Raw genomic sequence first — 24,708 nt, 5'->3', positions numbered from 1 at the left:
CGAACGTCGAGGGATTTTAAATCCCTTGTGTCTACCAATTCCACCACCAGGGCACGCAATTCTTTATTGCGATGCCGATTACTGAAAAGTAAAACACCATCTTATGTTGACGCCAATCAACATACAAAATTTGGAGCGACACACGAGGTTCGAACTCGTGACCTCAACCTTGGCAAGGTTGCGCTCTACCAGCTGAGCTAGTGTCGCATTTCATTATTCTTCTCTTGAAGTAGAGAGATAATGGAGGCGCCTCCCGGAGTCGAACCGAGGTCCACGGATTTGCAATCCGCTGCATAGCCACTCTGCCAAGGCGCCTTAGTAACTCCAATCGAATCGCTCATTGCCATCCTCTTGGGTACGGGATGCATTCTACGGATTCGAGCGGATGAGTCAATAATATTTTTGTATTTTTAATTCGTTTGAATAGATTTCATACTAAACGGGCTAAATAGCTGACTTTATGTGCAAAACACACCGTGTATCGGCTATTCAAAAGAGATCTATATCACATTAGATATCCAGTATTGATTATTTGACCTTAGGTTAAAGATCAAAAAAGCGAGCCTCAGCTCGCTTCTTCATCAATGGTGTTTTTCGTCTAACAAATCGTCTTTGGCGGCCATTAAGTATTGTGCCATCGACCAGTAGGTTAGAATCGTTGCAACGTAGAGCGCGATATAGCCAACCCAAACCATCCAATCGTCATAGCGCCAGATAAGCACCCACAACGCGAACATCTGAGAAACCGTCTTAACCTTACCGACCCAAGAAACCGCAACGCTTGCACGTTTACCGATTTCAGCCATCCATTCGCGAAGCGCAGAGATGATGATCTCGCGAGCTATCATGGTCACAGCTGGAATAGTGACCCAAATTGAGTGGTAATGCTCGGTAATCAAAATAAGAGCCGTCGCCACCAGTACTTTGTCTGCGACTGGGTCAATAAAGGCACCAAAACGAGACGTTTGCCCTAACTTACGAGCAAGCATGCCATCTAACCAGTCAGTAAAACCCGCTACCCAAAAAACCATCGCAGCAGCAAAAGGAGCCCATTGGTAAGGTAGGTAAAAAACAACAACGAATACTGGGATCAAAAATAGTCTCAGTAAGGACAAAATGTTAGGTATATTCAAACGCATATTATTGGGCTCTTATTAATTGCGCTTTAATGGTGCGGGATTTTTACTATTGTTTCAATGCTTGATAAATGTTTTCTGCCAAAGAATGACTAATGCCCGGCACTTTGGCTATTTCTTCAACAGTTGCACGCTTAAGTTCTTGTAAGCCACCCATGTATTTCAGCAAAGCTTGGCGACGCTTTGGCCCTATCCCTTCAATTCCTTCCAAGGCACTGGTTCGGCGCGTTTTACCACGCTTCGCTCTATGCCCTGCAATCGCATGATTATGGCTTTCATCACGAATATGCTGAATAAGGTGCAAAGCGGGAGCATCACTTGGCAAATTAAACTCTTCCCCTTCAAGGGTAATGAGAGTCTCTAAACCAGGTTTACGCGTCACGCCTTTGGCAATACCCATCATTCTCGGTCTGAAAGGCCAATCTCCCCAATATTGAGAGATAATCTCATGAGCGCGGTTAAGTTGCCCTTTACCCCCATCGATAAAGATGATGTCTGGGATCTTATCAACATCAAGTTGCTTCGAATAACGTCTCTCAAGCGCCTGAGCCATTGCTGCGTAATCATCACCGCCGGTTATGCCTGTGATGTTGTAACGACGATACTCGGGCTTAACAGGGCCTTCTTGATTGAACACCACACAAGACGCGATGGTACTTTCACCCATGGTATGACTGATATCGAAACATTCCATGCGCTTAATCGCATCCATCGACAGCACTTCTTGAAGCTCTTTGAAACGCTGATTAATCGTCATTTTGTGATTAATCTTAGTGGTAATCGCCGTTAACGCATTAGTGTTCGACAATTTAAGATAACGACCACGAGTACCGGAAGGGTTTGTGTTGAAGTGGATCTTGCGACCCGCTACTTCACACAAGGCTTCCTGAATAGGAGTGACGTCTTCCATCAAATCAGCATTCAGAATCAAACGAGTTGGAATGGTTCTCGCTTCATTATGTGCTAGGTAATACTGGCTTAAGAAGCTAGAGAAAACCTCTTCACGTACCGTATTGTTCGGAATTTTAGGGAAATGGCTTCTACTGCCCAAGACTTTACCTTGGCGAATCATCAAGATGTGAATACACGCCACGCCATTCTCTTGAGCAAAGCCCAACACATCCATATCTTCCATGGAGTCGTCAGAGACGTATTGCTGTTCTTGCACGCGTCGAATCGCTTGGATCTGGTCACGGAAAGTCGCAGCTTGCTCAAAACGAAGCTCACGGCTTGCTGTATCCATCTTCTCGATGAGCGTTTCAAGCACTAACTTATCTTTTCCTTGCAAGAATAGACGAACATAGTCGACCAGTTCGCTGTACTCTTCATCAGAAATGATGGAACTGACACATGGCGCAGCACAACGACCAATCTGATACATCAAGCAAGGACGTGTTCTGTTGGCGTAAACCGTATCTTCACATTGGCGAGCAGGGAAGATTTTTTGGATTAGGTGTAGCGTCTCACGCACAGCGCCGGAGTCAGGGTAAGGACCAAAGTATTCACCTTTTTTCTTTTTAGCACCACGGTGCATCGACAAACGAGGATGCTTGTGACCGCTAATGAAGATATAAGGGTACGACTTATCATCACGCAGGAGCACATTATATTTTGGCAGGTACTGCTTGATGTAGTTGTGCTCAAGAATAAGAGCTTCGGTTTCCGTGTGCGTTACAGTGACATCAATCTTGTCGATGTTGCTGACTAGAGCGCGTGTTTTTTCACTGTCGACTTTTTTTCGGAAATAACTAGAAAGGCGTTTTTTGAGGTTCTTAGCTTTACCGACATAAATAACGACAGCCTCAGCGTTATACATTCGATAAACGCCGGGCTGCTCGGTTACTGTCTTGAGGAATGAGACTGAGTCAAACAAGTTGGTCACTATACGATCTCAGTGTTAAAGGGTCTCAGTGTCTAACATTCCATGTCTAATCGCTAAGTGCGTCAGCTCTACATCACCACTGATATCCAGTTTGCTGAACAAACGGTAGCGGTAACTATTGACTGTCTTAGGACTTAGATTGAGTTGTTCTGAAATATCCGTCACTTTCTGACCTTTGGTAATCATCATCATGATTTGAAGTTCACGTTCAGATAAGTCTGCGAATGGATTTTCAGACGCAGGCGAGAACTGGCTCAAAGCCATCTGCTGCGCAATTTCTGGTGAAATGTATCGTTGGCCACTGTTGACCACTCGAATTGCATTGACCATTTCATCCGGACCTGCCCCTTTAGTAAGGTAACCAGCAGCTCCAGCTTGCATCACTTTAGTTGGAAACGGATTTTCCGTATGAACAGTTAAAACGATGATTTTAACATCAGGGTTGAAACGCAAGATCTTCTTGGTTGCTTCTAAGCCACCAATACCAGGCATATTCATATCCATCAAAATAACGTCAGTATTGTTAGTACGACACCATTTTGCAGCATCTTCACCGCTTTCAGCTTCCCCTGCTACGTTCATTCCACGGACGTCTTCAATAATACGTCGTATCCCTGTGCGAACCAGCTCGTGATCATCTACAAGGAAAACATTTATCAAACTTGTATCTCCACACTATTAATTGGCTCTGCAACCACTGTGTCGTTTCATCTGTTTGAAACAATCGGACAAAGGAACAGTGGATCGCAGCATTGAGTACATCTTAACTTAATTACTAAAAAAAAGCTCTGTTGAATATGTGCTGAAACACTAACTTTAGCAAGTACTTATTTATAAACAAGTAAACTAAAATCATAAGCTTTCACTAAAAATCAAATAGTTAAAACAACACCCAATAAAATTACATAAGATAAAGATATTTTCAATACCATTAAATGGCCATTCTCGACTATTTCACTTTTTTGCTTACAGAGTCCCGTTATCTACTGCTGTTAACAAGTATTTAATGACTATCTTCGCAGCCTATTGTGCGTAATCTGGCGCTAGATGGTAGTATTCACTCCCCCATATCAATAGGTTATTACATTGGATATTCAGCAAGGCTTTGTACTTACAAGACAGGCGAGAGATTTTTCTGGGCGTACACAAATCGACTTATGGTTAAGCACGCCTCAAGGCCCTACTCTTCTGACTATTCAAAACGAAAAGGCGGTATTTTTTGTTGCTCAATCTGATGTGGCCGCTTGTGAGGTTATTGCGACTAAAGAGTCGATAGACTGCCAATTTAAACCGCTTGAGATCGCGACCTTCGAACAAACCCCTCTCGCGGCTTGTTATACCTCACTATCAAGAAGCAGTTTTGGGTTGGCACAAGCCTTTAACAACGAAGAAATCCAGACGTTTGAGAGCGATATTCGCCTTGCGGATCGCTTCCTAATGGAACGTTTTATCAAAGGAAGTATTGAGTTTACTGGAACGGCGGTACAAAAAAATCAACATCGTCGAGTCTCCAATGCTAAGTGCAGAGCGGGTAACTACTTGCCCACGCTTTCGATGGTTTCTCTAGATATCGAGTGTTCAGAAAAAGGCGTGCTCTACTCTATTGGTTTAGACAGCCCGATGGACAGCCGAGTGATCATGATTGGGGAGCCACAACAAGCCGAAACCAAGATCCAGTGGGTTGCTAATGAGAAAGCACTGCTTGAAGCGATGATCGCATGGTTCTCTGAATTTGACCCCGACATCATCATTGGTTGGAACGTCATTGACTTCGATTTTAGGCTCTTACACAAGCGGGCGGAATGGAACGAAGTGAAGCTCAATATCGGTCGAGATAATCAAACTAGCTTCTTCCGTAGCTCAGCACAAAGCCAACAAGGCTTCATTACTATTCCAGGGCGTGTTGTCTTAGATGGCATCGATATGCTTAAAACGGCGACCTATCACTTTCGCTCATGGTCGCTTGAATCAGTCTCACGCGAACTACTCGGTGAAGGTAAAGATATCCATAACGTTCATGATCGCATGGATGAGATTAATCGAATGTTCAAGTTCGATAAGCCCTCACTAGCTAAGTACAACCTGCAAGACTGTGTGTTGGTAAATCGAATCTTCGAACACACCCACCTACTCGATTTCGTTATAGAGCGCTCTCGCTTGACCGGAGTTGAGCTAGACCGTGTTGGCGGATCTGTTGCAGCCTTTACCAATTTATATTTACCTCAGATACACAGAGCAGGCTATGTTGCCCCGAACCTAGAGCCAGAGAACTGGATTGCTAGCCCCGGAGGCTATGTGATGGACTCCATCCCTAATCTCTATGACTCGGTACTAGTACTCGACTTCAAGAGCCTATACCCGTCCATCATTCGTTCATTTTTGATTGACCCTATGGGGTTAATCGAAGGGTTGAAATTGGAAATCGGTCCAGCTGAAAACCAAGCCGTTGATGGGTTTCGCGGTGGGCAATTTCACCGCACCAAACACTTCTTACCAGAGATGATCGAAAACCTTTGGGCTGCTCGTGACGTCGCAAAGAAGAACAACGAAAAAGCCTTCTCTCAAGCCATTAAGATCATCATGAACTCTTTCTATGGCGTGTTAGGTTCCTCTGGCTGCCGCTTCTTTGATACTCGCTTGGCGTCATCAATCACGATGCGTGGTCATGAAATCATGAAACAAACCAAGGTTCTGATCGAAGACAAGGGCTACCAAGTAATTTATGGGGATACCGACTCGACCTTCGTTTCCCTCAATGGCAGTTATGACCAAGAGCAAGCCGACGAGATTGGCCATCAACTGGTGGCTTATATTAACAACTGGTGGACTGAACACCTGAAAGAGACCTATAACCTGACCTCAATTCTTGAACTAGAATACGAGACTCACTATCGTAAATTCCTGATGCCAACCATTCGCGGCTCGGAAACCGGTTCGAAGAAGCGCTACGCAGGTTTAATCAATCATGGTGACCAAGAGAAGATCATTTTCAAAGGACTCGAAAGTGCACGAACAGACTGGACACCACTGGCACAACAGTTCCAACAAACCTTGTATGAAATGGTATTCCACGACCAAGATCCGACCGACTACGTCAGGCAGTTTGTTGATGAGACTTCAGCAGGTAAACATGACGATTTGCTGGTTTACCAGAAGCGTTTGCGTCGCAAGCTGCATGAGTATCAAAAGAACATTCCGCCACAAGTTCGGGCTGCCAGAATGGCTGATGAGGTCAATGCAAAACTAGGGCGCCCACTTCAGTACCAAAACAAAGGGCGTATTGAATACTTGATTACCTTAAATGGCCCGGAGCCCAAAGAGTATCTGAAGAGTGGTATCGATTATCAACATTACATCGATAAGCAGATTAAACCGGTGGCAGAAGCAATTCTGCCTTTCATTGGTTTAGATTTTGAGAGAGTCAGTGGGCAGCAATTAGGCTTATTCTAAGATTCGTATCGAGGTTCAATCAAAACAAAAAAGCAGAGGAATGTTCAATTCGCTCTGCTTTTTATATCTGTAGGTTACGAAGTTCTATCCGATTCGAAACTCTGTTTTCTGATATTGCTTAACCAGCCATTCCCCAAACCCATCCAGAATGCCGATCACTGAACGTTTCGGAATCGGTCGGCCTGAAAGCAATATACCCAGTCGTTGGATTTCGACCTCTCTGTCTGGGTGATACTTCAAGAACTGCTGACCACAAGCAACGGGGTTATCAAACCAATACTTATCACGGTACATCACCAAAGAGTAGCTCGCTCGTAGCAGCTTCTTGGCGATGATCACTTGCGCTGCGACTTGCTGTTCAGGCGTTGTTGCTCGCGCAATTTTGTTTCGATATACCGCTAACCAGTTTTCAACGTCCATATTCCAATGCTTGGCTATTTCCCAACTGGTTTCGAAATCACCATAACAATCTGATAAGTCTTCACCGTATACACACACCGACAGGTGCTTGAGCATAAAACCCCACGTGAAGATATTGTCGAAGTCGACCACTTCACTCACCAATGTGGTTTTTATTGCCACTTGAGTGACTTGAGGAAAGCTCTTTTGGAAGCGCCATTTAATGGTATTTAACAGCGTAGTTCGCTGCTCAGGAAACGGACGGTGTGTCACCACAACCACGTCAAGATTTGAGCGACCGGCTACCGCTTGCTTGCGAGCAACACTGCCATAAATATAGACACTGTGAAGATTAGAACCCAGCCCACCTTTTAAGAAGGTAATCAGATCGTTAACCACTGGTTGAAATTCGGGTTGAAAAGGCTGTGTAGGGTCAATAACAGGTAACTGCATAGGTCGTTTCGGCAAATAAAATCATGATTTAACTGTGACTCTATGATCGCTTAGGTGACTTTATGATTCAAGCTATTCCTATTTATAGCATCTCCGAGATATAATCAGCGGATAGACCCACTAAGGACAAACACAAAATGCCTAGAGCAAGTGAAATTAAAAAAGGTTTTGCTATCACAGTAGAAAGCAAAACAGTCATTGTTAAAGATATCGAAGTAACAACACCAGGTGGCCGTGGCGGTCAAAAGATTTACCGTTTCCGTGGTAACGACGTAGCAACTGGCGTTAAAACTGAAGTTCGCCACAAGGCTGACGAAATCGTTGAAACGATCGACGTAACTAAGCGTGCAGTAATGTTCTCTTACGTTGATGGCAACGAGTACATCTTCATGGACAACGAAGATTACACACAATTCATCTTCAACGGTGAAACTATCGAAGACGAACTACTGTTCATCAACGAAGACACTCAAGGCATGTACGCTATCCTTATCGACGGCAACGCAGCAACACTTGAGCTACCAACGTCTGTTGAGCTAGTTATCGAAGAGACTGACCCTTCAATCAAAGGTGCATCAGCGTCTGCTCGTACTAAGCCTGCTCGTCTTTCTACAGGTCTTACTATCCAAGTACCTGAGTACATCGCGACTGGCGACAAAGTAGTAGTAAACACTGCTGAACGTAAATACATGAACCGCGCAAGCTAAGATACTTATTATGACCGAAGCTAACGACCTAATGTCTTATGACGACGCAATTGATACTGCATACGACATCTTCCTAGAGATGGCACCCGATAACCTTGAACCTGCAGACGTGATTCTATTCACGGCTCAGTTTGAAGACCGTGGCGCTGCAGAGCTTGTTGAAACAGGTGATGATTGGGTTGAACATGTTGGCTTTGAAGTCGACAAAGAAATCTACGCAGAAGTGCGCATTGGTCTTGTGAATGAAGCTGATGACGTTCTAGACGACGTATTTGCTCGCATGCTAATCAGCCGTGACCCAGAGCATAAGTTCTGTCACATGCTGTGGAAGCGCGACTAATACGACTGCTAACGCTCAACTTCATGAGTAAACAAGCACTCATGTAAACGAGTTAAAAATCTAGCCGAGCCACTTGCTCGGCTATTTTTATCACGCTACTTCCCTGCATGAGAACTCTCTTTCATTATCAACTTTATATTCACTGATATGACCAAAGCAAAAACAGATACACAATCCAAAGGCTATGCTTGCATTGGCCTAGTTAACCCAAAGACGCCTGAAAACGTAGGCTCTGTAATGCGAGCGGCTGGCTGCTACGGCGCTAACTCTGTGTTCTATACAGGCACACGATACGATCATGCGCGAAAATTCCATACCGACACCAAAGAGAAGCACTTAGAGCTGCCACTGATTGGCGTTGAAGAGCTGAAAGACATTATTCCAGTAGGCTGCGTGCCTGTGGCCGTTGATCTGATTGAAGGTGCGAAGCCTCTACCGGATTACAAACACCCACCACGCGCGTTTTATATTTTTGGCCCAGAAGATGGCACGCTAAAGAAAGAGATCACTGATTTCTGCCGAGACACGATTTACGTTCCAACTAATGGTTGCATGAACCTCGCTGCATCTGTGAACGTGGTGCTTTACGACCGCTTGGCGAAGGGTGATAACTTTTCGAATCATAAGTAGAAGATACGAGATACGAGATACGAGATACGAGATACGAACAGATTATAGATGCGCGTAAACGAGATAAGAGATGCGAAGAGCACGCTTACTGCGTTTATGGAAGCATGCTTTCGATACTCGATTATTCGCATCCCGCATCTTCTTTTTGCTTAGATGTAAAAAAAACCTGCTCAATGAGCAGGTTTTTTAGTATTCAGTGCTTTAAGACAATAAAGCTTTAAGCTTAAGAAGTCATGTAATTACTGACGTGTTCTTGGCTTAGCTGGTTTAGCCGGACGACCATTGTTCATCTTTGGCTTGATTTTGTTAGCCTGAGGCTTGCCTTTTGCTGCTGGTGCACTGCGACCTGAATCAGGTGTTGTAGTACCACGAGTAGCTGGCTTCTTACGTTTAGCTTGGTTGCTACGGCCTTTTGGCGCATTTGCGCGCTCTTCGTGACGCTTAACAGCACGACGAATTTTCTGGCTACGAGAACGCTCACGCTTGCGAGAAGTGTTTGAAGGATCAAGGTCCAACAGTGTCTCTTTCTCTGGCTTAAGTTCTACAAGCTCACGCAGGTAGTTTACTTCTTGAAGATCTAGCTCTTTCCAACCGCCACGAGGCAGTTTCTTGTCAAGGTAGATATCACCGTAACGTACACGCTTCAAGCGGCTTACTGTTGTTTCTTGTGATTCCCAAAGACGACGAACCTCACGGTTACGACCTTCGTTAATCGCTACGTAGAAAGTATGGTTCATACCTTCACCACCAGCGTAAACCACATCTTCGAAACGAGCCATGCCGTCTTCTAGTTCAACACCGCGCACAAGGTTCTTAACCTTCTGCTCAGTAACTTCACCAAATACACGTACTAGGTACTCACGCTCAACCTGACGGCTTGGGTGCATTAGACGGTTTGCAAGTTCACCATCGGTTGTGAAAAGCAAAAGACCAGACGTGTTCGCATCAAGACGACCAACCGAAATCCAACGAGAACCACGGATCTTAGGTAGACGATCGAAAACTGTGCGGCGACCTTCAGGATCATGACGAGTACATAGCTCACCTTCAGGTTTGTAGTAAGCAAGTACACGACAAACCACTTCTTCAGACGCTTTACCTGAAACAGTATGGCCATCGATACGGATCACTGAGTTCTCGTCTTCAAGACGCTCGCCCAGTTTCGCAACTTGCCCGTTAACACTTACACGGCCAGATTTGATTAAACCTTCTAGTTCACGACGAGAACCGTGACCAGCTCGCGCTAAAACCTTCTGTAATTTTTCGCTCATTTACTCTTTTCTACCTAATTGTCGTCTTCACAGACGTCGAATGAATTTTTCGCGACCAAATCGCGGTCGCGTATTATCGCAAATTACCTGCCAAAAAGCACTTGTTATTTACTTATGGCAGGCGCTCTGTATCGTTACAGACTGTTAACCAGTAATGCGATTATTCAAACGGCGCCGGATCACCGGCACCACGGCGCAGAATGACAGCATCATCGTCGCTGAAGTCAATCACTGTGGTCGGTTGTTCACCTAAGTAGCCACCATTCAAAATAACATCAACAGCGTGTTCTAGGCTGTCGCGAATTTCTTCTGGATCCGACTCTGTTGTCTCATTACCCGGTAAGATAAGAGACGTAGACATCAATGGCTCACCCATCGCTTCTAACAGGTCTAGAGCGATCTTGTTGTCTGGTACACGAATACCAATGGTTTTACGTTTCGCGTTCATCAAACGCTTTGGCACTTCTTTGGTCGCTTTAAAAATAAACGTATAAGCACCTGGCGTATGAGCCTTAAGCAGACGAAAAGCAACGTTATCTACGCGTGCATACAGTGACAGCTCAGACAAGTCACGGCATAACAGAGTGAAGTTATGCTTATCGTCGATACGACGAATCTTACAAATACGTTCTAGTGCTTGTTTGTTCTCAAGCTGACAACCCAGCGCATAGCCTGAGTCTGTTGGATAAACCACAACACCGCCATTACGAACAATCGCAACCGCTTGATTGATTAAACGTGCTTGTGGGTTATCTGGGTGTACATAAAAAAACTGGCTCATTATTGATCCTCGTTATCGAATCTCTCGACTCTATCATCAGAAGGAGCGGCTTCACTTAGATACTGACATCGCTATCAGATGGTGAAACCGTTTGAAACTCCCAATCTTTCCATACTTCTTCGACCCCAGAAGGTAGCCAGAGATTGCGTCCAAGTTCCATCCAAGGAGATGGATAATGGAAGTCGCTGCCTTGGGAGGCTAATAGTTTGTATTGTATAGCATAATCCGCAAGAGTGCGTCTTTCTTGTTGTGCTTGTTGAGGTTGTGCCACTTCCATCGCGTCGCCTTTTGCCTCAACAAATGCAGTCAGTAGACGCTTAACCCACTTAGCAGTAAAACCATATCGGCCTGGGTGCGCTAATACCGCTTGTCCACCAGCGGCGTGAATGGCCGTGACAGCATCACTCATTGAGCACCAAGTTGGTGGCACGTAACCCGGGTTATTGCGAGTAAGAAACTTTTTGAACACTTGCTGCATGGTTTTCGCATAACCGTTATCGACTAGCCACTTAGCAAAATGGGCGCGAGTGATCGGTGCATCGCCAGCAATCAACTTAACCTCTTCTAATACCCCTTCGCGTGTTGCTTTCTCAAGGCGCTGGGCAATCAGTTCGGCACGGCCAATACGGTGCTGCTTCTGTTGTTCAATAAGAGCTTTCAGCTCTGGTGACTCAGGGTCGACGTTTAAACCAACAATATGAATATCTTTGTTTTGCCATACTGTGGAGATTTCGATGCCATTTATCAGCTGAATAGGAAGATTGTTATCCGCAATATAGTTGCGCGCTTCAGCAAGCCCATCCGTCGTATCATGATCTGTAATCGCTAACGCTTCGATGTTAAAGCTTAGCGCTCGGTCAATTAGCTCAGGTGGAGTAAGTCGGCCATCTGAGGCTGTTGTATGACTATGTAGATCAATTCTCATATATTCTTTTTCATTGTTTTCAATTTTTATCGTTATATTTGTGTCAACACACTTGACCCGCAAGCAGAAAACTAGTTAACTAGTACACAAATACGAAGTATCACATTTGATAGGTTCACCATGTTACAAGAATTTAACCAAGACCATAAAGATAAAGTTTTAGAACTTTCTTCAGTAGAAGCAAGTTCAGAGCTTAATTGGTGGCGCACTTGGACAAGTTCTTGGTGGGCTAACGTATACTTCTAATTAAACAGTTTGTTTATAAAAAAGTTATCACTAAGCCCGCTTCCATAGCGGGCTTTTTAATTTGTCGAACATCTCACATTCAACTGACTAACAAATCATCGAATTGACCATATTCTAGATTGGGTGAAAGGTATCTTTATGCGACTATGTACGGCAGGAAATTTAAAGAATCATAAAGGAGGTCTTGTGAACAAGGCCATTGAAATCAAAAAGCTGGGAACCATTGAGGTCATCAATTCTTCAGTTCCTTACTCGCAAGATCCAACCAGTGTTTTCCATACCTTGTGTGAAAACAAAACAGACAGTTTGCTGTTGGAATCTGCTGAGATTGAATCTAAACAGAACCTGACAAGCCTACTCCTTATCGACTCTGCTGTTCGCATTGTTTGTCGCGAACATGAAGTAACCTTTCAAGCGTTGACTCAAAACGGTCAAGCGCTTATCGAACATCTAACTCAAAACGTGAAAGCAGAGATTAAATCTGATTTGACGGATAACTTACTGACGCTGACTTTTGTTGAGCCGAGCAACGAATTAGACGAAGACTCACGCTTAAGAGAAGCTTCTTCTTTCGATGCACTACGTTTGGTTCAGCACAGCTTTGAGCAAGACGCTAATAATAAGCACGCGTTATTCATGGCTGGCCTATTCGCTTACGACATCGTGGCGAACTTTGAACCGCTAGGCGATGCTGAAGCAACCAACAACTGCCCTGACTTTGTATTCTACGTGGCTGAAACCCTGCTTCGTTTCGACCACCAAGAGAACCAAGGCCTGCTTCATGCAAGCTTGTTCACTAACGATGAAAGCATCAAAGCGCAGCTAACTGAGCGTTTAGCCGACATTCAAACACAATGTCAGTCACTAAAAGCCATCACGGAAGTGACGCCACTAGACAACGTGGAAGCGGTACCAAGCGTTTCTGATGAAGATTTCTGTCAAACGGTTCGTGACCTAAAAGAATACGTAGTAAAAGGCGATGTGTTCCAAGTAGTACCATCACGCCGCTTCACGCTGCCTTGCCCTGCTCCACTGGCAGCTTACAAAGAGCTTAAGCAAAGCAACCCAAGTCCTTACATGTTCTACATGCAAGATGAGCTATTTACGCTGTTTGGTGCTTCTCCAGAAAGCGCGCTGAAATACGAAACTGAAACCAACCAAATTGAGATCTACCCAATTGCGGGTACTCGTCGTCGCGGTAAGCGTCCTGATGGTCAAATCGATTTCGACCTTGACAGCCGTATCGAGCTTGAACTGCGCACCGACAAGAAAGAAAACGCAGAACACATGATGCTTGTCGACCTAGCTCGTAACGACGTAGCGCGCATTGCCGAAGCTGGCACTCGCCACGTGGCAGACCTGCTAAAAGTAGACCGCTACAGCCATGTCATGCACTTGGTTTCTCGTGTTGTTGGTCAGCTACGTGAAGATTTAGATGCCCTACACGCTTACCAAGCTTGTATGAATATGGGCACCCTAACAGGCGCGCCAAAAATCCGTGCAATGCAGCTTATCCGTGATGTAGAAAAAACGCGTCGTGGTAGCTATGGCGGTGCGGTAGGTTACCTAACAGGTGAAGGCACGTTAGATACCTGTATCGTAATTCGTTCTGCTTACGTTGAAGGTGGTGTGGCACAAGTGCAAGCTGGCGCAGGTGTAGTGTTCGACTCAGATCCACAAGCAGAAGCCGATGAAACTCGCGGCAAAGCGCAAGCGGTCATCTCAGCGATTCAAGCTGCACATACTAAAACCATCTCTAACAAGAAGGAGTCGTAATCATGGCTGATATTGTATTCATCGATAACTTCGACTCGTTCACTTACAACCTTGTAGACCAGTTCCGCTCATTGGGTCACAACGTAAAAATATACCGTAACAACATCTCTGCAAAGGTAGTGGAAGCGGCAATCAACGAACTAGACAACCCTGTTGCTCTACTTTCACCAGGTCCTGGCGCTCCAGCAGACGCGGGCTGCATGCCTGAGTTAATTCAGCTGCTAAAAGGCAAGGTGCCAATGATTGGTATCTGCTTAGGTCACCAAGCGATCGTTGAAGCTTATGGAGGCACCGTTGCAGGCGCAGGCGAAATCATTCATGGTAAGGTGTCGATGATGGAGCACCAAAATCATGCGACTTACCAAGGCTTACCTTCTCCACTGGCTATTGCTCGCTACCACTCTCTGGTTGCTACCCATGTATCAGATAGCCTAACGGTAACCGCTGAAGTCGATGGTTTGGTCATGTCTGTGGTTCAAGAACAAGACAAAGTATGTGGATTCCAATTCCACCCAGAATCAATTATGACAACCTACGGTGCAACGCTTCTAGCGAACGCTATCGAATGGGCTCTTGAGAAGAACGACACTCTTGATAAAAAGGCTAACTAGGAAACGATCATGGAACAGATTAATAAACTTTACGAACAGCAGTCTCTTACTCAAGAAGAAAGCCAACAGTTATTCGACGTTATCATCAAGGGTGAACTAGACCCAATCCTGATGGCTTCTGCACTGACTGCACTGAAAATCAAAGGCGAGACACCGGACGAAATCGCCGGTGCGGCGAAAGCACTGCTTGCTAATGCAAACCCGTTCCCACGCCCAGATTATGATTTTGCAGACATCGTAGGTACAGGTGGCGACGGTCATAACACCATTAATATTTCGACGACTTCAGCATTCGTTGCTGCAGCATGTGGTTTAAAAGTCGCGAAACACGGTAACCGCAGTGTATCGAGCAAATCAGGCTCTTCTGACCTACTGGATTCGTTTGGCATCAACCTAGCGATGACGGCGGAAGACACGCGTACGGCTGTCGATGAGCTTGGCGTAGCATTCCTATTTGCTCCGCAATACCACGGTGGCGTGCGTCACGCGATGCCAGTTCGTCAAACGATGAAAACACGTACTATCTTCAATATCCTTGGCCCACTGATTAACCCTGCTCGCCCTAACATCGAGCTAATGGGTGTTTACAGCAAAGAGCTTGTTCGCCCTATCGCAGAAACCATGCTGCAAATGGGTATGAAGCGCGCGGCGGTTGTTCACGGTAGCGGACTTGACGAAGTAGCCATTCACGGAGAAACCATCGTTGCTGAAATTAAAGATGGTGCAATTCACGAATATACTGTGACACCAGCAGACTTTGGTTTGAACACTCACCCGCTTGAAGCTATCAAGGGCGGGGAGCCAGAAGAAAACAAAGCTATCACAACAGATATCCTGACGGGTAAAGGCACTGAAGCCCAAGTTGGCGCAGTAGCCGTAAACGTTGCTCTATTGATGCGCCTATTTGGTCACGAAGACCTAAAAGCCAACGCACAACAGGCCATTGACGCGATGAACTCTGGCAAAGCCTACGAGCTTGTACAAAAGCTTGCTGCTCACGCTTAACGAACGACGAATTGAGACAAAGAACATGACACAGACTACCGAAAAACTGTCGACCCACGTTTCAGTTAAAGAAGCTGAAATGGCGGAAGTATTAGCAAAAATCGTTCGTGATAAATACCAATGGGTTGAAGCGCGTAAACAAGCTCAGCCACTGGAAGGATTTAAAGCAGCGTTAACCGCAGCAGACCGCAGTTTTTATGATGCACTGAGCGGCGAACAGACGGTTTTCATTACTGAATGTAAAAAGGCATCACCGTCAAAAGGTTTGATCCGTGACGAGTTCGACCTGGACTACATTGCATCGGTTTACAACAACCACGCTAACGCAATTTCAGTGCTGACCGACGAAAAATACTTCCAAGGTGACTTTGAGTTTTTACCTAAGGTTCGCAGCATCGCTAAGCAGCCAATCCTGTGTAAAGACTTCATGGTGGATACCTACCAAGTTTACTTAGCTCGTCACTACTCGGCAGATGCTATCTTGTTGATGCTATCGGTGCTGAATGACGAAGAGTACCAAGCTCTTGCTGAGGTTGCTCACTCACTCAACATGGGTGTCCTTACTGAAGTCAGCAACGAAGAAGAGTTGCATCGCGCAGTCGCTCTGAACGCTAAGGTGATCGGCATTAACAACCGTAACCTGCGTGACCTGTCGACGGATTTGAATCGTACAAAAGAACTAGCCCCACTACTGCGTGAACTAGCACCTAATGCAGTCGTAATTTCAGAGTCTGGTATCTACACACACCAACAAGTGCGTGACCTTTCAACATTTGCAGATGGCTTCCTAATTGGTAGCTCTCTTATGGCTGAAAAGAACCTTGAACTGGCCGTTCGTAAAGTAACGCTAGGCGAAAACAAGGTGTGTGGTTTAACTCATCCTGACGATGCTGCCAAAGCGTATCAAGCTGGCGCGGTATTCGGTGGTCTGATTTTCGTGGAAGCGTCTAAGCGTCATGTGGATATCGAAGCGGCTCGTTTAACGATGAGCGGTGCGCCATTGAACTACGTGGGTGTGTTCCAAAACCACAGCGTGGCAGATGTGGCTAACACGGTTTCTGAGCTCGGTTTGTTCGCTGTACAACTGCACGGAGATGAGTCTCAAGCCTATGTTGATGAGCTAAAACAATCACTGCCTGAAAAAGTTGAGATCTGGAAAGCTTACGGTGTGGCTTGCGACGCAGAGAGCGCGTTACCAGAATTACTGGAAAGCAACGTGACTCGTCACCTGCTAGATACTAAAGTGGGTTCTCAAACTGGCGGTACCGGTCAAGCGTTCGATTGGAGCCTGATCAACAACCAAAACGCAATCATGTTGGCCGGTGGTCTAAACCCAGAAAATGCTAACCAAGCGGCTAAGTTGGGCTGTTTAGGGTTAGACCTAAATTCTGGTGTTGAATCTGCTCCAGGTAAAAAAGACGCAGACAAACTGCAACGCGCTTTTGCAGAGATTCGTAATTACTAGTCAGGCTTTTAAAAGCAATAATCAGCACTAGAGCTAGAAAGCGGAAATTAAAACATATTTGTGAGCTTTGCCTTAGCGAGGCTCAAACAAGACTAAAAGACTTGGTGTGAAGACACGCCAATAGAATTGAAGGAATAAGATAATGGCTAAACTCGATGCCTACTTCGGTGAATACGGTGGTCAATACGTACCGCAGATCCTAGTGCCAGCACTAGACCAACTTGAACAAGCATTTATCGATGCACAAGCCGATCCTGAGTTCCGCAGTGAATTCATGACGCTTCTTCAAGAGTACGCGGGTCGTCCAACGGCACTAACGCTAACTCGCAACCTAACTAAAGGTACAAAGACCAAACTTTACCTAAAACGTGAAGACCTACTTCACGGTGGTGCACACAAAACCAACCAGGTACTTGGTCAGGCTCTACTTGCTAAGCGTATGGGCAAAAATGAAATCATCGCTGAAACAGGTGCGGGTCAACACGGTGTTGCGACGGCTCTCGCTTGTGCTCTATTGGGTCTTAAGTGTCGCGTTTACATGGGTGCTAAAGACGTTGAACGTCAAAGCCCGAACGTGTTCCGTATGAAGCTAATGGGCGCAGAGGTTATCCCTGTTCATTCTGGTTCTTCTACGCTAAAAGATGCATGTAACGAAGCACTTCGTGACTGGTCTGCAACTTATGAAGATGCACACTACCTACTAGGTACGGCTGCAGGTCCTCACCCATTCCCAACCATCGTTCGTGACTTCCAACGCATGATTGGTGAAGAAACCAAGAACCAAATTCTAGCTCGTGAAGGTCGCCTTCCTGATGCTGTTATCGCTTGTGTTGGCGGCGGTTCAAACGCTATCGGTATGTTCGCTGATTTTATCGAAGAAGAAACGGTTCGCTTAATCGGTGTTGAGCCAGCGGGTAAAGGTATTGATACCGACCAACACGGCGCGCCGCTTAAACATGGTAAAACGGGTATCTTCTTTGGTATGAAAGCACCGTTGATGCAAGATGAGAACGGCCAAGTAGAAGAGTCTTACTCTGTATCTGCGGGGCTAGATTTCCCATCAGTTGGCCCTCAACACGCGCACCTGAACGCAATTGGCCGTGCTGAATACGAAAACGTAACCGATGATGAAGCGCTAGAAGCGTTCCAATCTATCGCACGTAATGAAGGTATCCTCGCAGCGCTAGAGTCATCTCATGCTTTAGCTCATGCAATTAAAATGGCTCACGACGAACCAGAAAAAGAACAACTATTAGTCGTTAACTTGTCTGGTCGTGGTGACAAAGACATTTTCTCTGTACACGACATCCTTAAAGAGAAAGGAGCACTATAATGGATCGCTATCAATCACTATTCACTCGCTTAGCTGAAAAGAATCAGGGTGCATTTGTACCATTCGTAACGGTTGGCGATCCTAACGCTGAACAGTCTATTAAGATCATGGAAACTTTGGTTGAAGCAGGTGCTGACGCCCTTGAACTTGGTATCCCATTCTCAGATCCACTGGCTGATGGTCCAACAATCCAAGGTGCGAACATTCGTGCGTTAGATTCTAAAGTAACGCCGGATGTGTGTTTTAATCTTATTGGTCAAATCCGCGCGAAATACCCAGAGCTACCAATTGGCCTACTGATGTACGCGAACTTGGTTTACGCACGTGGTATTGAGAACTTCTACGAGCGTTGTGCGAATGCTGGTATCGATTCAGTATTGATTGCAGACGTACCAACCAACGAAAGTGGTGAGTTTGTTGCGGCAGCGAAGAAGTTTGGTGTTCACCCAATCTTCATTGCTCCGCCAACAGCGAGTGATGAAACGCTCAAGTCTGTTTCAGAACTAGGTGGTGGCTACACTTACCTACTTTCTCGTGCTGGCGTAACAGGCGCAGAAACTAAAGCAAACATGCCAGTAACCGCACTGCTTGACCGTTTGAACAAGTTTGATGCGCCACCGGCACTGCTTGGTTTCGGTATCTCGGCTCCTGAGCAGGTAAAAGAAGCTATTCAAGCAGGTGCTGCCGGCGCAATCTCTGGCTCAGCGGTTGTGAAAATCATTGAAAACAACGTTGAACAACCAGAAGAAATGCTTAAAACACTAGCAGAGTTCGTTGCGCCGATGAAAGCGGCAACACAGAAGTAATGGTTAGCACCTACTAAACACGACGTTAAATTCAAAAGGCGCCACAGATGTGGCGCCTTTTTTATTGCCGCTAGAAACCCTGGCTAATCATCGGATTTCATCGCTTTCTTAATCGCAGCCTCATTTAGCGTCGCTTTTATTGGATCAGTGATTTTATCCACTAAATCGACAGGCATGGGAAATACGATGGTGGTGGTACGCTCATTCGCCACTTCGGTCAATGTCTGCATATAACGCAATTGGATGGCATTAGGCGCTTTGTTTAGCACATCGGCGGCTTCCCTTAGCTTGGTGGATGCTTCAAGCTCACCAGTCGCGTGTATTACCTTAGCTCGACGAGAACGTTCTGCCTCTGCTTGTTTAGCCAGAGCACGCACCATGCTGTCATCCAGATCGACATGCTTGATCTCAACGTTGGCGATCTTGATCCCCCAGTTATCGGTGTGTTGATCAAGAATCGATTGGAGATCTCTGTTGAGCTCTTCACGTTCAGACAACAATTCATCTAACTCATGCTGACCTAAAACCGATCTCAGTGTGGTTTGAGAAAGCTGACTGGTCGCTTCGAGATAGTTCTCAACATTATTGATCGCCATCTTAGGATCCAGCACTCTGAAGTAAACCACAGCGTTAACCTTCACTGACACGTTATCTCTGGTGATCAAATCTTGTGTGGGAACATCCAATACAATGGTTCGTAGATCGACTCGCACCATTTGTTGAATGAAAGGAATGATGATAATTAATCCTGGCCCTTTCACGTCATAAAAGCGCCCGAGGAAGAAGACCACTGCACGCTCGTACTCGCGTAGTACTCTGAACATACTGGCGATCAGCAAGACAACCAGCACGATGACAATACCTATAGTGTGTATAAACATAACCGCCCCCTAATGGTAACGATGACTCAACAATGAATAATTCTTTCGAGTTGATCCTCTCATCAAGCACTAACCAATTTTCGATGATGTCTCATCAGGAAGAGCTTCAACATCTAAAGAAAGCCCTGTTAGCTTGGTGACTCTGATATTCTGCCCTGCTTGCAGTTCACTGGTGCATTGAGCTTGCCAAATTTCGCCAGCAACAAGCACTCGCCCCGCGCCAGGAAAACCGCTGACTACCTTGCCTGTCTCACCGACCACCGCTTCCATCCCAGTGGTCACAGGCTTGCTTCTTACTCGAGCTAACATAGAGAGTGTTACGACGATAAAGGCAACGGAGAACAAACTTATCCCGATAATTAGCGGTAATGCGATTTGGTAGCCAGGTACTTCAGTGTCCATCAACATGATGGAACCGAGTGAAAACGCAGCTACGCCACCCAAGCCGAAAATACCAAAACTCGGACTAAAGGCTTCGGCGACCATCAAGGCGATACCGAGCAAAATGAGGGCGAGACCTGCATAGCTCACAGGCAACATTTGTAAGGAATACATCGCCAGCACCAAACAGATGCCACCAAGCACCCCTGGCAACCCGACACCTGGGTTATAAAACTCAAGCAGCAGACCATAAATACCAATCAGCATTAAGATATAAGCGACGTTTGGATTCGTAATCACAGAAAGCAAACTAAAGCGCCAATCTTGTTCTCGCTCGACAAAGGCCACGTCATTAAGTTCTATGTCCTGATTGATGCCATTAATCATGATGGTGCGACCGTTACTCATTTCCACCAGCTGTTGCAGGTCACTGGCAACAAAATCAATCACATTCAGCTCAAGGGCATTCTCGGAATCCAAACTCGCCGCTTCTCTTACCGCTTTTTCTGCCCACTCTTCATTTCGATTGTGTAGCTTCGCCAAACTGACAATGTAAGCCGCAGCGTCATTAATCACCTTCTTCTCCATCGCGGTGGTCGCTTTTACCTGCTCTGAACTCTCTTCTTTGAGTGCACCCTGCTCATCGGCAGTGGCATTGTCGTCTTTATTGGTGTCATCTTGTGGAGATAACGGATTGGTTGGCGCTTTCCCTCCGCCAAGTGACACTGGAGTAGCTGCACCCAAATTGGTTCCGGGAGCCATAGAAGCGATGTGGCTAGCAAGCAAAATGTAAGTCCCTGCACTTGCCGCACGTGAACCGGCAGGTCCAACCCAAGTCGCGACAGGAACAGGTGAAGTAGTAATGGCTCGGATGATGTCACGCATCGACGTATCTAACCCGCCGGGCGTGTTCATTTTTAATATGATGAGCTTGGCTTGCTCTTTGTGGGCTTGTTCAATCTCTCTTGTGAGGTAATCACTGGTTGCAGGACCAATACCTCCATTCACCTCAATAACCCAGACATCATCGGCCTGAGCAAACACAGAGCTGAACAACAGAAGAAATGCAAACAAGTACTTTAAGATAAAAGTCATGTCCCTCTCCTTACAACTGAGATGCTAGATAGACGTTTTATTTAAAGCGCAGAGGTAACATCTTGGTAATAAATAGATACCTTAAGCATAGTTCAGGCTAAATTTCGCACAACACACTCACTTAAGTTCACCACCTTCTGCCTGCTCAAAAAAAGCCCTAACTTGAAAAGAAAATGTTAATAGGTGTTTATCAACATCAGACAACCAAATTCATTCACAAAACACGCAGTCAGAACGCTTTTATAAATCAACCAAATATCACTCTAAGAAAAAACCAAAGCAAACGTTTGCTTTGGTATAAAAAAACACCAAATAACGTTAAGCCTACAATTTTTGGCGCACTTTCATCTCAGCTCATATTGATAAATGTAAATGATACGTGTAAAACTCTTCGCGAAATATTTTTCCAATGGTACATCGTACATTGGTCAGTAGTTCTGGGAATTTTATATTTAGTAGCACAGAGGTTATGGAAGTGTTAAAAGAAAAGAGTTTACTAAGCAACATTGGCGTTCAAGTCGTTATTGCAATGTTCATCGGTACCCTAGTCGGTGCGATGATGGGTGACAGCGCAACAATGTTCGCTCCACTGGGTGCTATCTTCATCAACTTGATCAAGATGCTGGTTATCCCTCTCGTTGCGGTTGCCCTAATTTCAGGTGCAGCAGGCCTAGGCAACAGCTCATCTGCTGGTAAGGTTGGTATCACAACCTTAGGTTACTTTGCACTAACGTCTGCACTTGCTGTAGCACTAGCGCTTGTAATGGGTGAAGTGTTCGAACCAGGTCGTGGTATCGATGTTTCTGGCGTAGAAGGCATGTTCTCTTCTGAATACGCTGCGAAAGGCGAACTACCAACGTTTTGGGCAACCATCACTGGCATGATCCCTACTAACGTTTTCCAATCATTGAACGAAGCAAACATTCTGCAAATCCTAGTTTTCTGCTTATTCTTTGGTATCGCACTTTCTAAGCAAGCGAAAGAAAAACGTGATCCTATCATCAATGGCGTAAACGCGATTGTTGATGCTATGGTTTGGATGATCAACAAAGTGATGATCATCGCACCACTTGGCGTATTTGGCCTAATGGCTGAAGCAGTTGGTACATTCGGTTTTGGCGCACTAATGGTTGTATTCAAACTGTTTGTTGTTTACATCGCTGCGATCCTAATCTTCGGCTTTGTTGCTTACCCACTAATGATTCAAATCTTCACTAAGACTTCAGCTAAGAAGTTCCTAGTTGCAATGAAGAAGCCTCAAGCGGTTGCTCTTTCAACAGCATCTTCAATGGCTACACTGCCTGTAACCATGGACACTGTAGAAAACGAGCTTGGTGTACGTAACTCTACGGCTTCGTTCGTTCTACCTCTAGGTGCAACGATCAACATGTCTGGTAACGCAATTTACTACGGCCTAGTGGCTATCTTCTTCGCACAGCTGTTCAACATCGACCTATCTATGGGTGCTTACGTTGCTATCATCGTAACATCGACATTAGGCGCAGTTGGCCAAGCAGGTGTTCCAGGTCCTTCTTTCCTAGTTGTTGCGGTTCTTCTAGCGGCTGGTATCCCTATCGAAGGTCTACCTCTGTTGTTCGCTCTAGACCGTATCTTCGACATGATTCGTACAGCACTGAACATCACTGGTGATGCAGCATGTGCAGTGATCGTTGACTCTCTAATTGAAGACGAAGCGAAAGAAGCTGAGCTACAAAAACAACAAGCATAAGTTTCGATTACGTCGGAAAACAAAAAGCCACTCTATGAGTGGCTTTTTTGCGTTTTAAGATAAGATCATTGCTGAGCTAAATTCGGAGGCTTCAATGTTTTTGATGCTCTACGCGTCACTCAGTATGCGTAGCTATTCTCTTCTTTAAACAAGCTCGCGATAACTTCTTGATAGTGCATCAAGTTAAACGTCGAACTCTCAGAGTTGTACTTTTGCTGTCTTGTTTCTAAATAAGGCTGAGAGACCAGTGAACTTACCAGCATCTGATAATAATCAAAGTTGGATTCGTTACAGCCATCAACTAAATAAAGGAGGTTTTCAAGAGTTTTGTGATAGATGAAACCGAACTTAGATTCTTTCAACCTTTGAACATTATCGTGATTAAAAGAGTTACCACCAAGGGTGAATAATAAAAATATATTTGGCGCACTTTCCCAAAACTCAATAAGCTCTGAGATTAACTGTTGTAGCTGTACCCCTTCTACTCTTTGATATTTTGAAAACTGTTCCTTAAATCGATTTGTATGCTCTTCAATGAGCTGATCAAAAAGCTGTTCTTTATTATTGAAGTAATAAAGAATTAAAGCAGGACTTACCCCTGCAGATTTGGCAATAGAGCGAATTGATACTTTATTATAAGGCTGAGAAATAAATAGTTTTTCTGCTGCACTTAATATTTCTTCTCTTTTTTCTTTTGGCATCAGATTATATCCCACCCGCTTGTTTACATTTACCGCACATTTTATAACTCTAAGAAACAATCTCAATATGAAAAAACACACATTTAGTACACCGTTAGATAATCAAAACTTAGAAATCTAAATTTCATATGTGTTTTAAATAATGTAATTAAAATCAAACTGAATAATTGCTCTAAGAAACAATAACATATAGCTAAGCAATATCACGTAAGGGTTAAGTAAGGCTAGCTATCTTAAATGTAAGGACGATCAGCTCAAACGTAAGCCAATGTAAGAGTGGCGCTCATATTGAGCGCCACATATAAAATTAAAGTTTTAAAATCACTTTAACTGAACTATCGACTAAAGATTCATCGATATAAGCAATCGTATTTGTCGAGCTAGCAACCATGTCTTTCGCTAGGCTCTCCTGACCAACAGCCTTAGGTGGTTGACCTTTACCCGTGAATACGCGTTTTGCCCAGTATGCTTGCAGCTGCGCTTCGGTTTTTTGAGTAATAGCTTGGTGAAATTCACCTTTCTTTGGATGTCCGTCTTCCAAATCAACCGCTTCGATTTGTAGTGACTTCGCTTTTCCTAAGTACAACTTCTTAACCGTTGAAGCGTCAAGCTCAGACATAGCAGGGTTACCAACGACAACGAGGCCAGCGAATACGTTCATGCTGCTAAGAAGAGCAGCGGCTACTAATGTTTTTTTCAACATGA

The 24,708-nt window shown here is 45.1% G+C and carries 23 protein-coding genes, 2 tRNA genes and 1 other annotated feature; of the genes, 12 read left to right on the top strand and 13 right to left on the bottom strand.

Features of this window, described 5'->3' with window-relative positions:
• Positions 1 to 131: 131 nt before the first annotated feature.
• The 5 genes from F0232_RS08080 to uvrY all read right to left on the bottom strand — a co-directional run bounded on the left by F0232_RS08080 (position 132) and on the right by uvrY (position 3,678).
• Positions 132 to 207: transfer RNA gene (locus tag F0232_RS08080), tRNA-Gly, on the bottom strand.
• Positions 208 to 241: 34 nt separating this feature from the next.
• Positions 242 to 315: transfer RNA gene (locus tag F0232_RS08075), tRNA-Cys, on the bottom strand.
• 266 nt (positions 316 to 581) lie between these two features.
• A complete protein-coding gene (pgsA, locus tag F0232_RS08070; RefSeq protein ID WP_019821134.1) occupies positions 582 to 1,139 on the bottom strand; it encodes a CDP-diacylglycerol--glycerol-3-phosphate 3-phosphatidyltransferase in 558 nt (185 codons plus the stop codon).
• 46 nt (positions 1,140 to 1,185) lie between these two features.
• Positions 1,186 to 3,018: an excinuclease ABC subunit UvrC gene (gene uvrC, locus F0232_RS08065; RefSeq protein ID WP_105057343.1), complete on the bottom strand. Its 1,833-nt coding sequence runs from the start codon at positions 3,016 to 3,018 to the stop codon at positions 1,186 to 1,188.
• Positions 3,019 to 3,033: 15 nt separating this feature from the next.
• A complete protein-coding gene (uvrY, locus tag F0232_RS08060) occupies positions 3,034 to 3,678 on the bottom strand; it encodes a UvrY/SirA/GacA family response regulator transcription factor (protein WP_004729778.1) in 645 nt (214 codons plus the stop codon).
• Between the two features lie 426 nt (positions 3,679 to 4,104).
• Between uvrY and F0232_RS08055 the strand changes: the two genes are divergently transcribed.
• Positions 4,105 to 6,468 carry a DNA polymerase II gene (locus tag F0232_RS08055; RefSeq protein ID WP_105057344.1) on the top strand — a complete coding sequence of 788 codons (2,364 nt, stop codon included), beginning with the start codon at positions 4,105 to 4,107 and terminating at the stop codon, positions 6,466 to 6,468.
• Positions 6,469 to 6,552: 84 nt separating this feature from the next.
• On the opposite strand, the gene F0232_RS08050 is transcribed toward F0232_RS08055, so the two are convergent.
• Positions 6,553 to 7,320 carry an elongation factor P gene (locus tag F0232_RS08050; protein WP_019821130.1) on the bottom strand — a complete coding sequence of 256 codons (768 nt, stop codon included), beginning with the start codon at positions 7,318 to 7,320 and terminating at the stop codon, positions 6,553 to 6,555.
• A 137-nt stretch (positions 7,321 to 7,457) separates the two neighbouring features.
• Between F0232_RS08050 and yeiP the strand changes: the two genes are divergently transcribed.
• The 3 genes from yeiP to F0232_RS08035 all read left to right on the top strand — a co-directional run bounded on the left by yeiP (position 7,458) and on the right by F0232_RS08035 (position 8,997).
• Entirely contained in the window at positions 7,458 to 8,027 is a 570-nt protein-coding gene (gene yeiP, locus F0232_RS08045) for an elongation factor P-like protein YeiP (RefSeq protein ID WP_004741259.1), read from the top strand.
• Between the two features lie 10 nt (positions 8,028 to 8,037).
• Positions 8,038 to 8,367: an HI1450 family dsDNA-mimic protein gene (locus F0232_RS08040; RefSeq protein WP_004741258.1), complete on the top strand. Its 330-nt coding sequence runs from the start codon at positions 8,038 to 8,040 to the stop codon at positions 8,365 to 8,367.
• Between the two features lie 147 nt (positions 8,368 to 8,514).
• The gene (locus F0232_RS08035) at positions 8,515 to 8,997 is read left to right on the top strand and encodes an RNA methyltransferase (protein WP_004741257.1); all 483 of its coding nucleotides are present in this window, start codon (positions 8,515 to 8,517) and stop codon (positions 8,995 to 8,997) included.
• Positions 8,998 to 9,236: 239 nt separating this feature from the next.
• On the opposite strand, the gene rluB is transcribed toward F0232_RS08035, so the two are convergent.
• The 3 genes from rluB to F0232_RS08020 form a co-directional block, all read right to left on the bottom strand.
• Positions 9,237 to 10,268 (bottom strand): 23S rRNA pseudouridine(2605) synthase RluB, encoded by a 1,032-nt coding sequence (rluB, locus tag F0232_RS08030; RefSeq protein ID WP_105057345.1) that lies wholly within the window; start codon positions 10,266 to 10,268, stop codon positions 9,237 to 9,239.
• A 160-nt stretch (positions 10,269 to 10,428) separates the two neighbouring features.
• Positions 10,429 to 11,049, bottom strand: a complete 621-nt coding sequence (locus F0232_RS08025) for an L-threonylcarbamoyladenylate synthase (protein WP_004741255.1) — start codon at positions 11,047 to 11,049, stop codon at positions 10,429 to 10,431.
• A 55-nt stretch (positions 11,050 to 11,104) separates the two neighbouring features.
• Positions 11,105 to 11,974 (bottom strand): PHP domain-containing protein, encoded by an 870-nt coding sequence (locus tag F0232_RS08020; RefSeq protein ID WP_008224411.1) that lies wholly within the window; start codon positions 11,972 to 11,974, stop codon positions 11,105 to 11,107.
• A gap of 120 nt (positions 11,975 to 12,094) precedes the next feature.
• On the opposite strand from F0232_RS08020, the gene F0232_RS08015 reads away from it, so the two are divergent.
• The 7 genes from F0232_RS08015 to trpA all read left to right on the top strand — a co-directional run bounded on the left by F0232_RS08015 (position 12,095) and on the right by trpA (position 19,216).
• Complete coding sequence (locus tag F0232_RS08015) at positions 12,095 to 12,220, top strand: hypothetical protein (protein WP_004741253.1); 126 nt, start codon at positions 12,095 to 12,097, stop codon at positions 12,218 to 12,220.
• Positions 12,167 to 12,281 (top strand) — a sequence feature (Trp leader region). It overlaps the preceding gene by 54 nt.
• Before the next feature lie 125 nt (positions 12,282 to 12,406).
• On the top strand, positions 12,407 to 13,996 hold the full coding sequence (locus F0232_RS08010; RefSeq protein WP_105057346.1) for an anthranilate synthase component 1: 1,590 nt from the start codon (positions 12,407 to 12,409) through the stop codon (positions 13,994 to 13,996).
• A gap of 2 nt (positions 13,997 to 13,998) precedes the next feature.
• Entirely contained in the window at positions 13,999 to 14,607 is a 609-nt protein-coding gene (locus F0232_RS08005) for an aminodeoxychorismate/anthranilate synthase component II (protein WP_019821126.1), read from the top strand.
• 9 nt (positions 14,608 to 14,616) lie between these two features.
• Positions 14,617 to 15,612, top strand: a complete 996-nt coding sequence (gene trpD / locus F0232_RS08000) for an anthranilate phosphoribosyltransferase (RefSeq protein ID WP_012604340.1) — start codon at positions 14,617 to 14,619, stop codon at positions 15,610 to 15,612.
• A 25-nt stretch (positions 15,613 to 15,637) separates the two neighbouring features.
• The gene (trpCF, locus tag F0232_RS07995; protein ID WP_105057347.1) at positions 15,638 to 17,077 is read left to right on the top strand and encodes a bifunctional indole-3-glycerol-phosphate synthase TrpC/phosphoribosylanthranilate isomerase TrpF; all 1,440 of its coding nucleotides are present in this window, start codon (positions 15,638 to 15,640) and stop codon (positions 17,075 to 17,077) included.
• 142 nt (positions 17,078 to 17,219) lie between these two features.
• Entirely contained in the window at positions 17,220 to 18,410 is a 1,191-nt protein-coding gene (trpB, locus tag F0232_RS07990) for a tryptophan synthase subunit beta (protein ID WP_061032809.1), read from the top strand.
• A complete protein-coding gene (gene trpA, locus F0232_RS07985) occupies positions 18,410 to 19,216 on the top strand; it encodes a tryptophan synthase subunit alpha (protein ID WP_105057348.1) in 807 nt (268 codons plus the stop codon). Before trpB ends, trpA begins: the two co-directional genes overlap by 1 nt.
• Positions 19,217 to 19,299: 83 nt before the next feature.
• On the opposite strand, the gene F0232_RS07980 is transcribed toward trpA, so the two are convergent.
• Positions 19,300 to 20,097, bottom strand: coding sequence for a slipin family protein (locus F0232_RS07980; protein WP_061032811.1), 798 nt, complete (start codon positions 20,095 to 20,097; stop codon positions 19,300 to 19,302).
• Positions 20,098 to 20,166: 69 nt separating this feature from the next.
• Positions 20,167 to 21,573, bottom strand: coding sequence for a nodulation protein NfeD (locus F0232_RS07975; protein ID WP_105057349.1), 1,407 nt, complete (start codon positions 21,571 to 21,573; stop codon positions 20,167 to 20,169).
• 469 nt (positions 21,574 to 22,042) lie between these two features.
• Here F0232_RS07975 and F0232_RS07970 point away from each other — a divergent pair, with 469 nt between their 5' ends.
• Positions 22,043 to 23,302 carry a dicarboxylate/amino acid:cation symporter gene (locus F0232_RS07970; protein ID WP_008219823.1) on the top strand — a complete coding sequence of 420 codons (1,260 nt, stop codon included), beginning with the start codon at positions 22,043 to 22,045 and terminating at the stop codon, positions 23,300 to 23,302.
• Between the two features lie 119 nt (positions 23,303 to 23,421).
• Here F0232_RS07970 and F0232_RS07965 read toward each other — a convergent pair whose 3' ends face one another.
• Both F0232_RS07965 and F0232_RS07960 read right to left on the bottom strand, forming a co-directional pair.
• Positions 23,422 to 24,003, bottom strand: a complete 582-nt coding sequence (locus tag F0232_RS07965; protein ID WP_105057351.1) for a TetR/AcrR family transcriptional regulator — start codon at positions 24,001 to 24,003, stop codon at positions 23,422 to 23,424.
• A gap of 307 nt (positions 24,004 to 24,310) precedes the next feature.
• Positions 24,311 to 24,706, bottom strand: coding sequence for a hypothetical protein (locus F0232_RS07960; RefSeq protein ID WP_061032815.1), 396 nt, complete (start codon positions 24,704 to 24,706; stop codon positions 24,311 to 24,313).
• Between the last annotated feature and the right edge of the window lie 2 nt (positions 24,707 to 24,708).

The organism is Vibrio sp. T3Y01 (assembly GCF_013114525.1).
Taxonomy (GTDB): domain Bacteria; phylum Pseudomonadota; class Gammaproteobacteria; order Enterobacterales; family Vibrionaceae; genus Vibrio; species Vibrio chagasii_B.
Note: the sequence above shows the minus strand (reverse complement) of the source record. Positions and strands in the feature narration are given on the sequence as shown.

Coding starts and splice junctions, on each gene's coding strand:
- pgsA (WP_019821134.1), bottom strand. CDS start 1,139: ATGCGTTTGAATATACCTAACATTTTGTCCTTACTGAGACTATTTTTG.
- F0232_RS08050 (WP_019821130.1), bottom strand. CDS start 7,320: ATGCAGTTACCTGTTATTGACCCTACACAGCCTTTTCAACCCGAATTT.
- yeiP (WP_004741259.1), top strand. CDS start 7,458: ATGCCTAGAGCAAGTGAAATTAAAAAAGGTTTTGCTATCACAGTAGAA.
- F0232_RS08040 (WP_004741258.1), top strand. CDS start 8,038: ATGACCGAAGCTAACGACCTAATGTCTTATGACGACGCAATTGATACT.
- F0232_RS08035 (WP_004741257.1), top strand. CDS start 8,515: ATGACCAAAGCAAAAACAGATACACAATCCAAAGGCTATGCTTGCATT.
- rluB (WP_105057345.1), bottom strand. CDS start 10,268: ATGAGCGAAAAATTACAGAAGGTTTTAGCGCGAGCTGGTCACGGTTCT.
- F0232_RS08025 (WP_004741255.1), bottom strand. CDS start 11,049: ATGAGCCAGTTTTTTTATGTACACCCAGATAACCCACAAGCACGTTTA.
- F0232_RS08020 (WP_008224411.1), bottom strand. CDS start 11,974: ATGAGAATTGATCTACATAGTCATACAACAGCCTCAGATGGCCGACTT.
- F0232_RS08015 (WP_004741253.1), top strand. CDS start 12,095: ATGTTACAAGAATTTAACCAAGACCATAAAGATAAAGTTTTAGAACTT.
- F0232_RS08005 (WP_019821126.1), top strand. CDS start 13,999: ATGGCTGATATTGTATTCATCGATAACTTCGACTCGTTCACTTACAAC.
- trpD (WP_012604340.1), top strand. CDS start 14,617: ATGGAACAGATTAATAAACTTTACGAACAGCAGTCTCTTACTCAAGAA.
- trpCF (WP_105057347.1), top strand. CDS start 15,638: ATGACACAGACTACCGAAAAACTGTCGACCCACGTTTCAGTTAAAGAA.
- trpB (WP_061032809.1), top strand. CDS start 17,220: ATGGCTAAACTCGATGCCTACTTCGGTGAATACGGTGGTCAATACGTA.
- trpA (WP_105057348.1), top strand. CDS start 18,410: ATGGATCGCTATCAATCACTATTCACTCGCTTAGCTGAAAAGAATCAG.
- F0232_RS07980 (WP_061032811.1), bottom strand. CDS start 20,097: ATGTTTATACACACTATAGGTATTGTCATCGTGCTGGTTGTCTTGCTG.
- F0232_RS07975 (WP_105057349.1), bottom strand. CDS start 21,573: ATGACTTTTATCTTAAAGTACTTGTTTGCATTTCTTCTGTTGTTCAGC.
- F0232_RS07970 (WP_008219823.1), top strand. CDS start 22,043: ATGGAAGTGTTAAAAGAAAAGAGTTTACTAAGCAACATTGGCGTTCAA.
- F0232_RS07965 (WP_105057351.1), bottom strand. CDS start 24,003: ATGCCAAAAGAAAAAAGAGAAGAAATATTAAGTGCAGCAGAAAAACTA.
- F0232_RS07960 (WP_061032815.1), bottom strand. CDS start 24,706: ATGTTGAAAAAAACATTAGTAGCCGCTGCTCTTCTTAGCAGCATGAAC.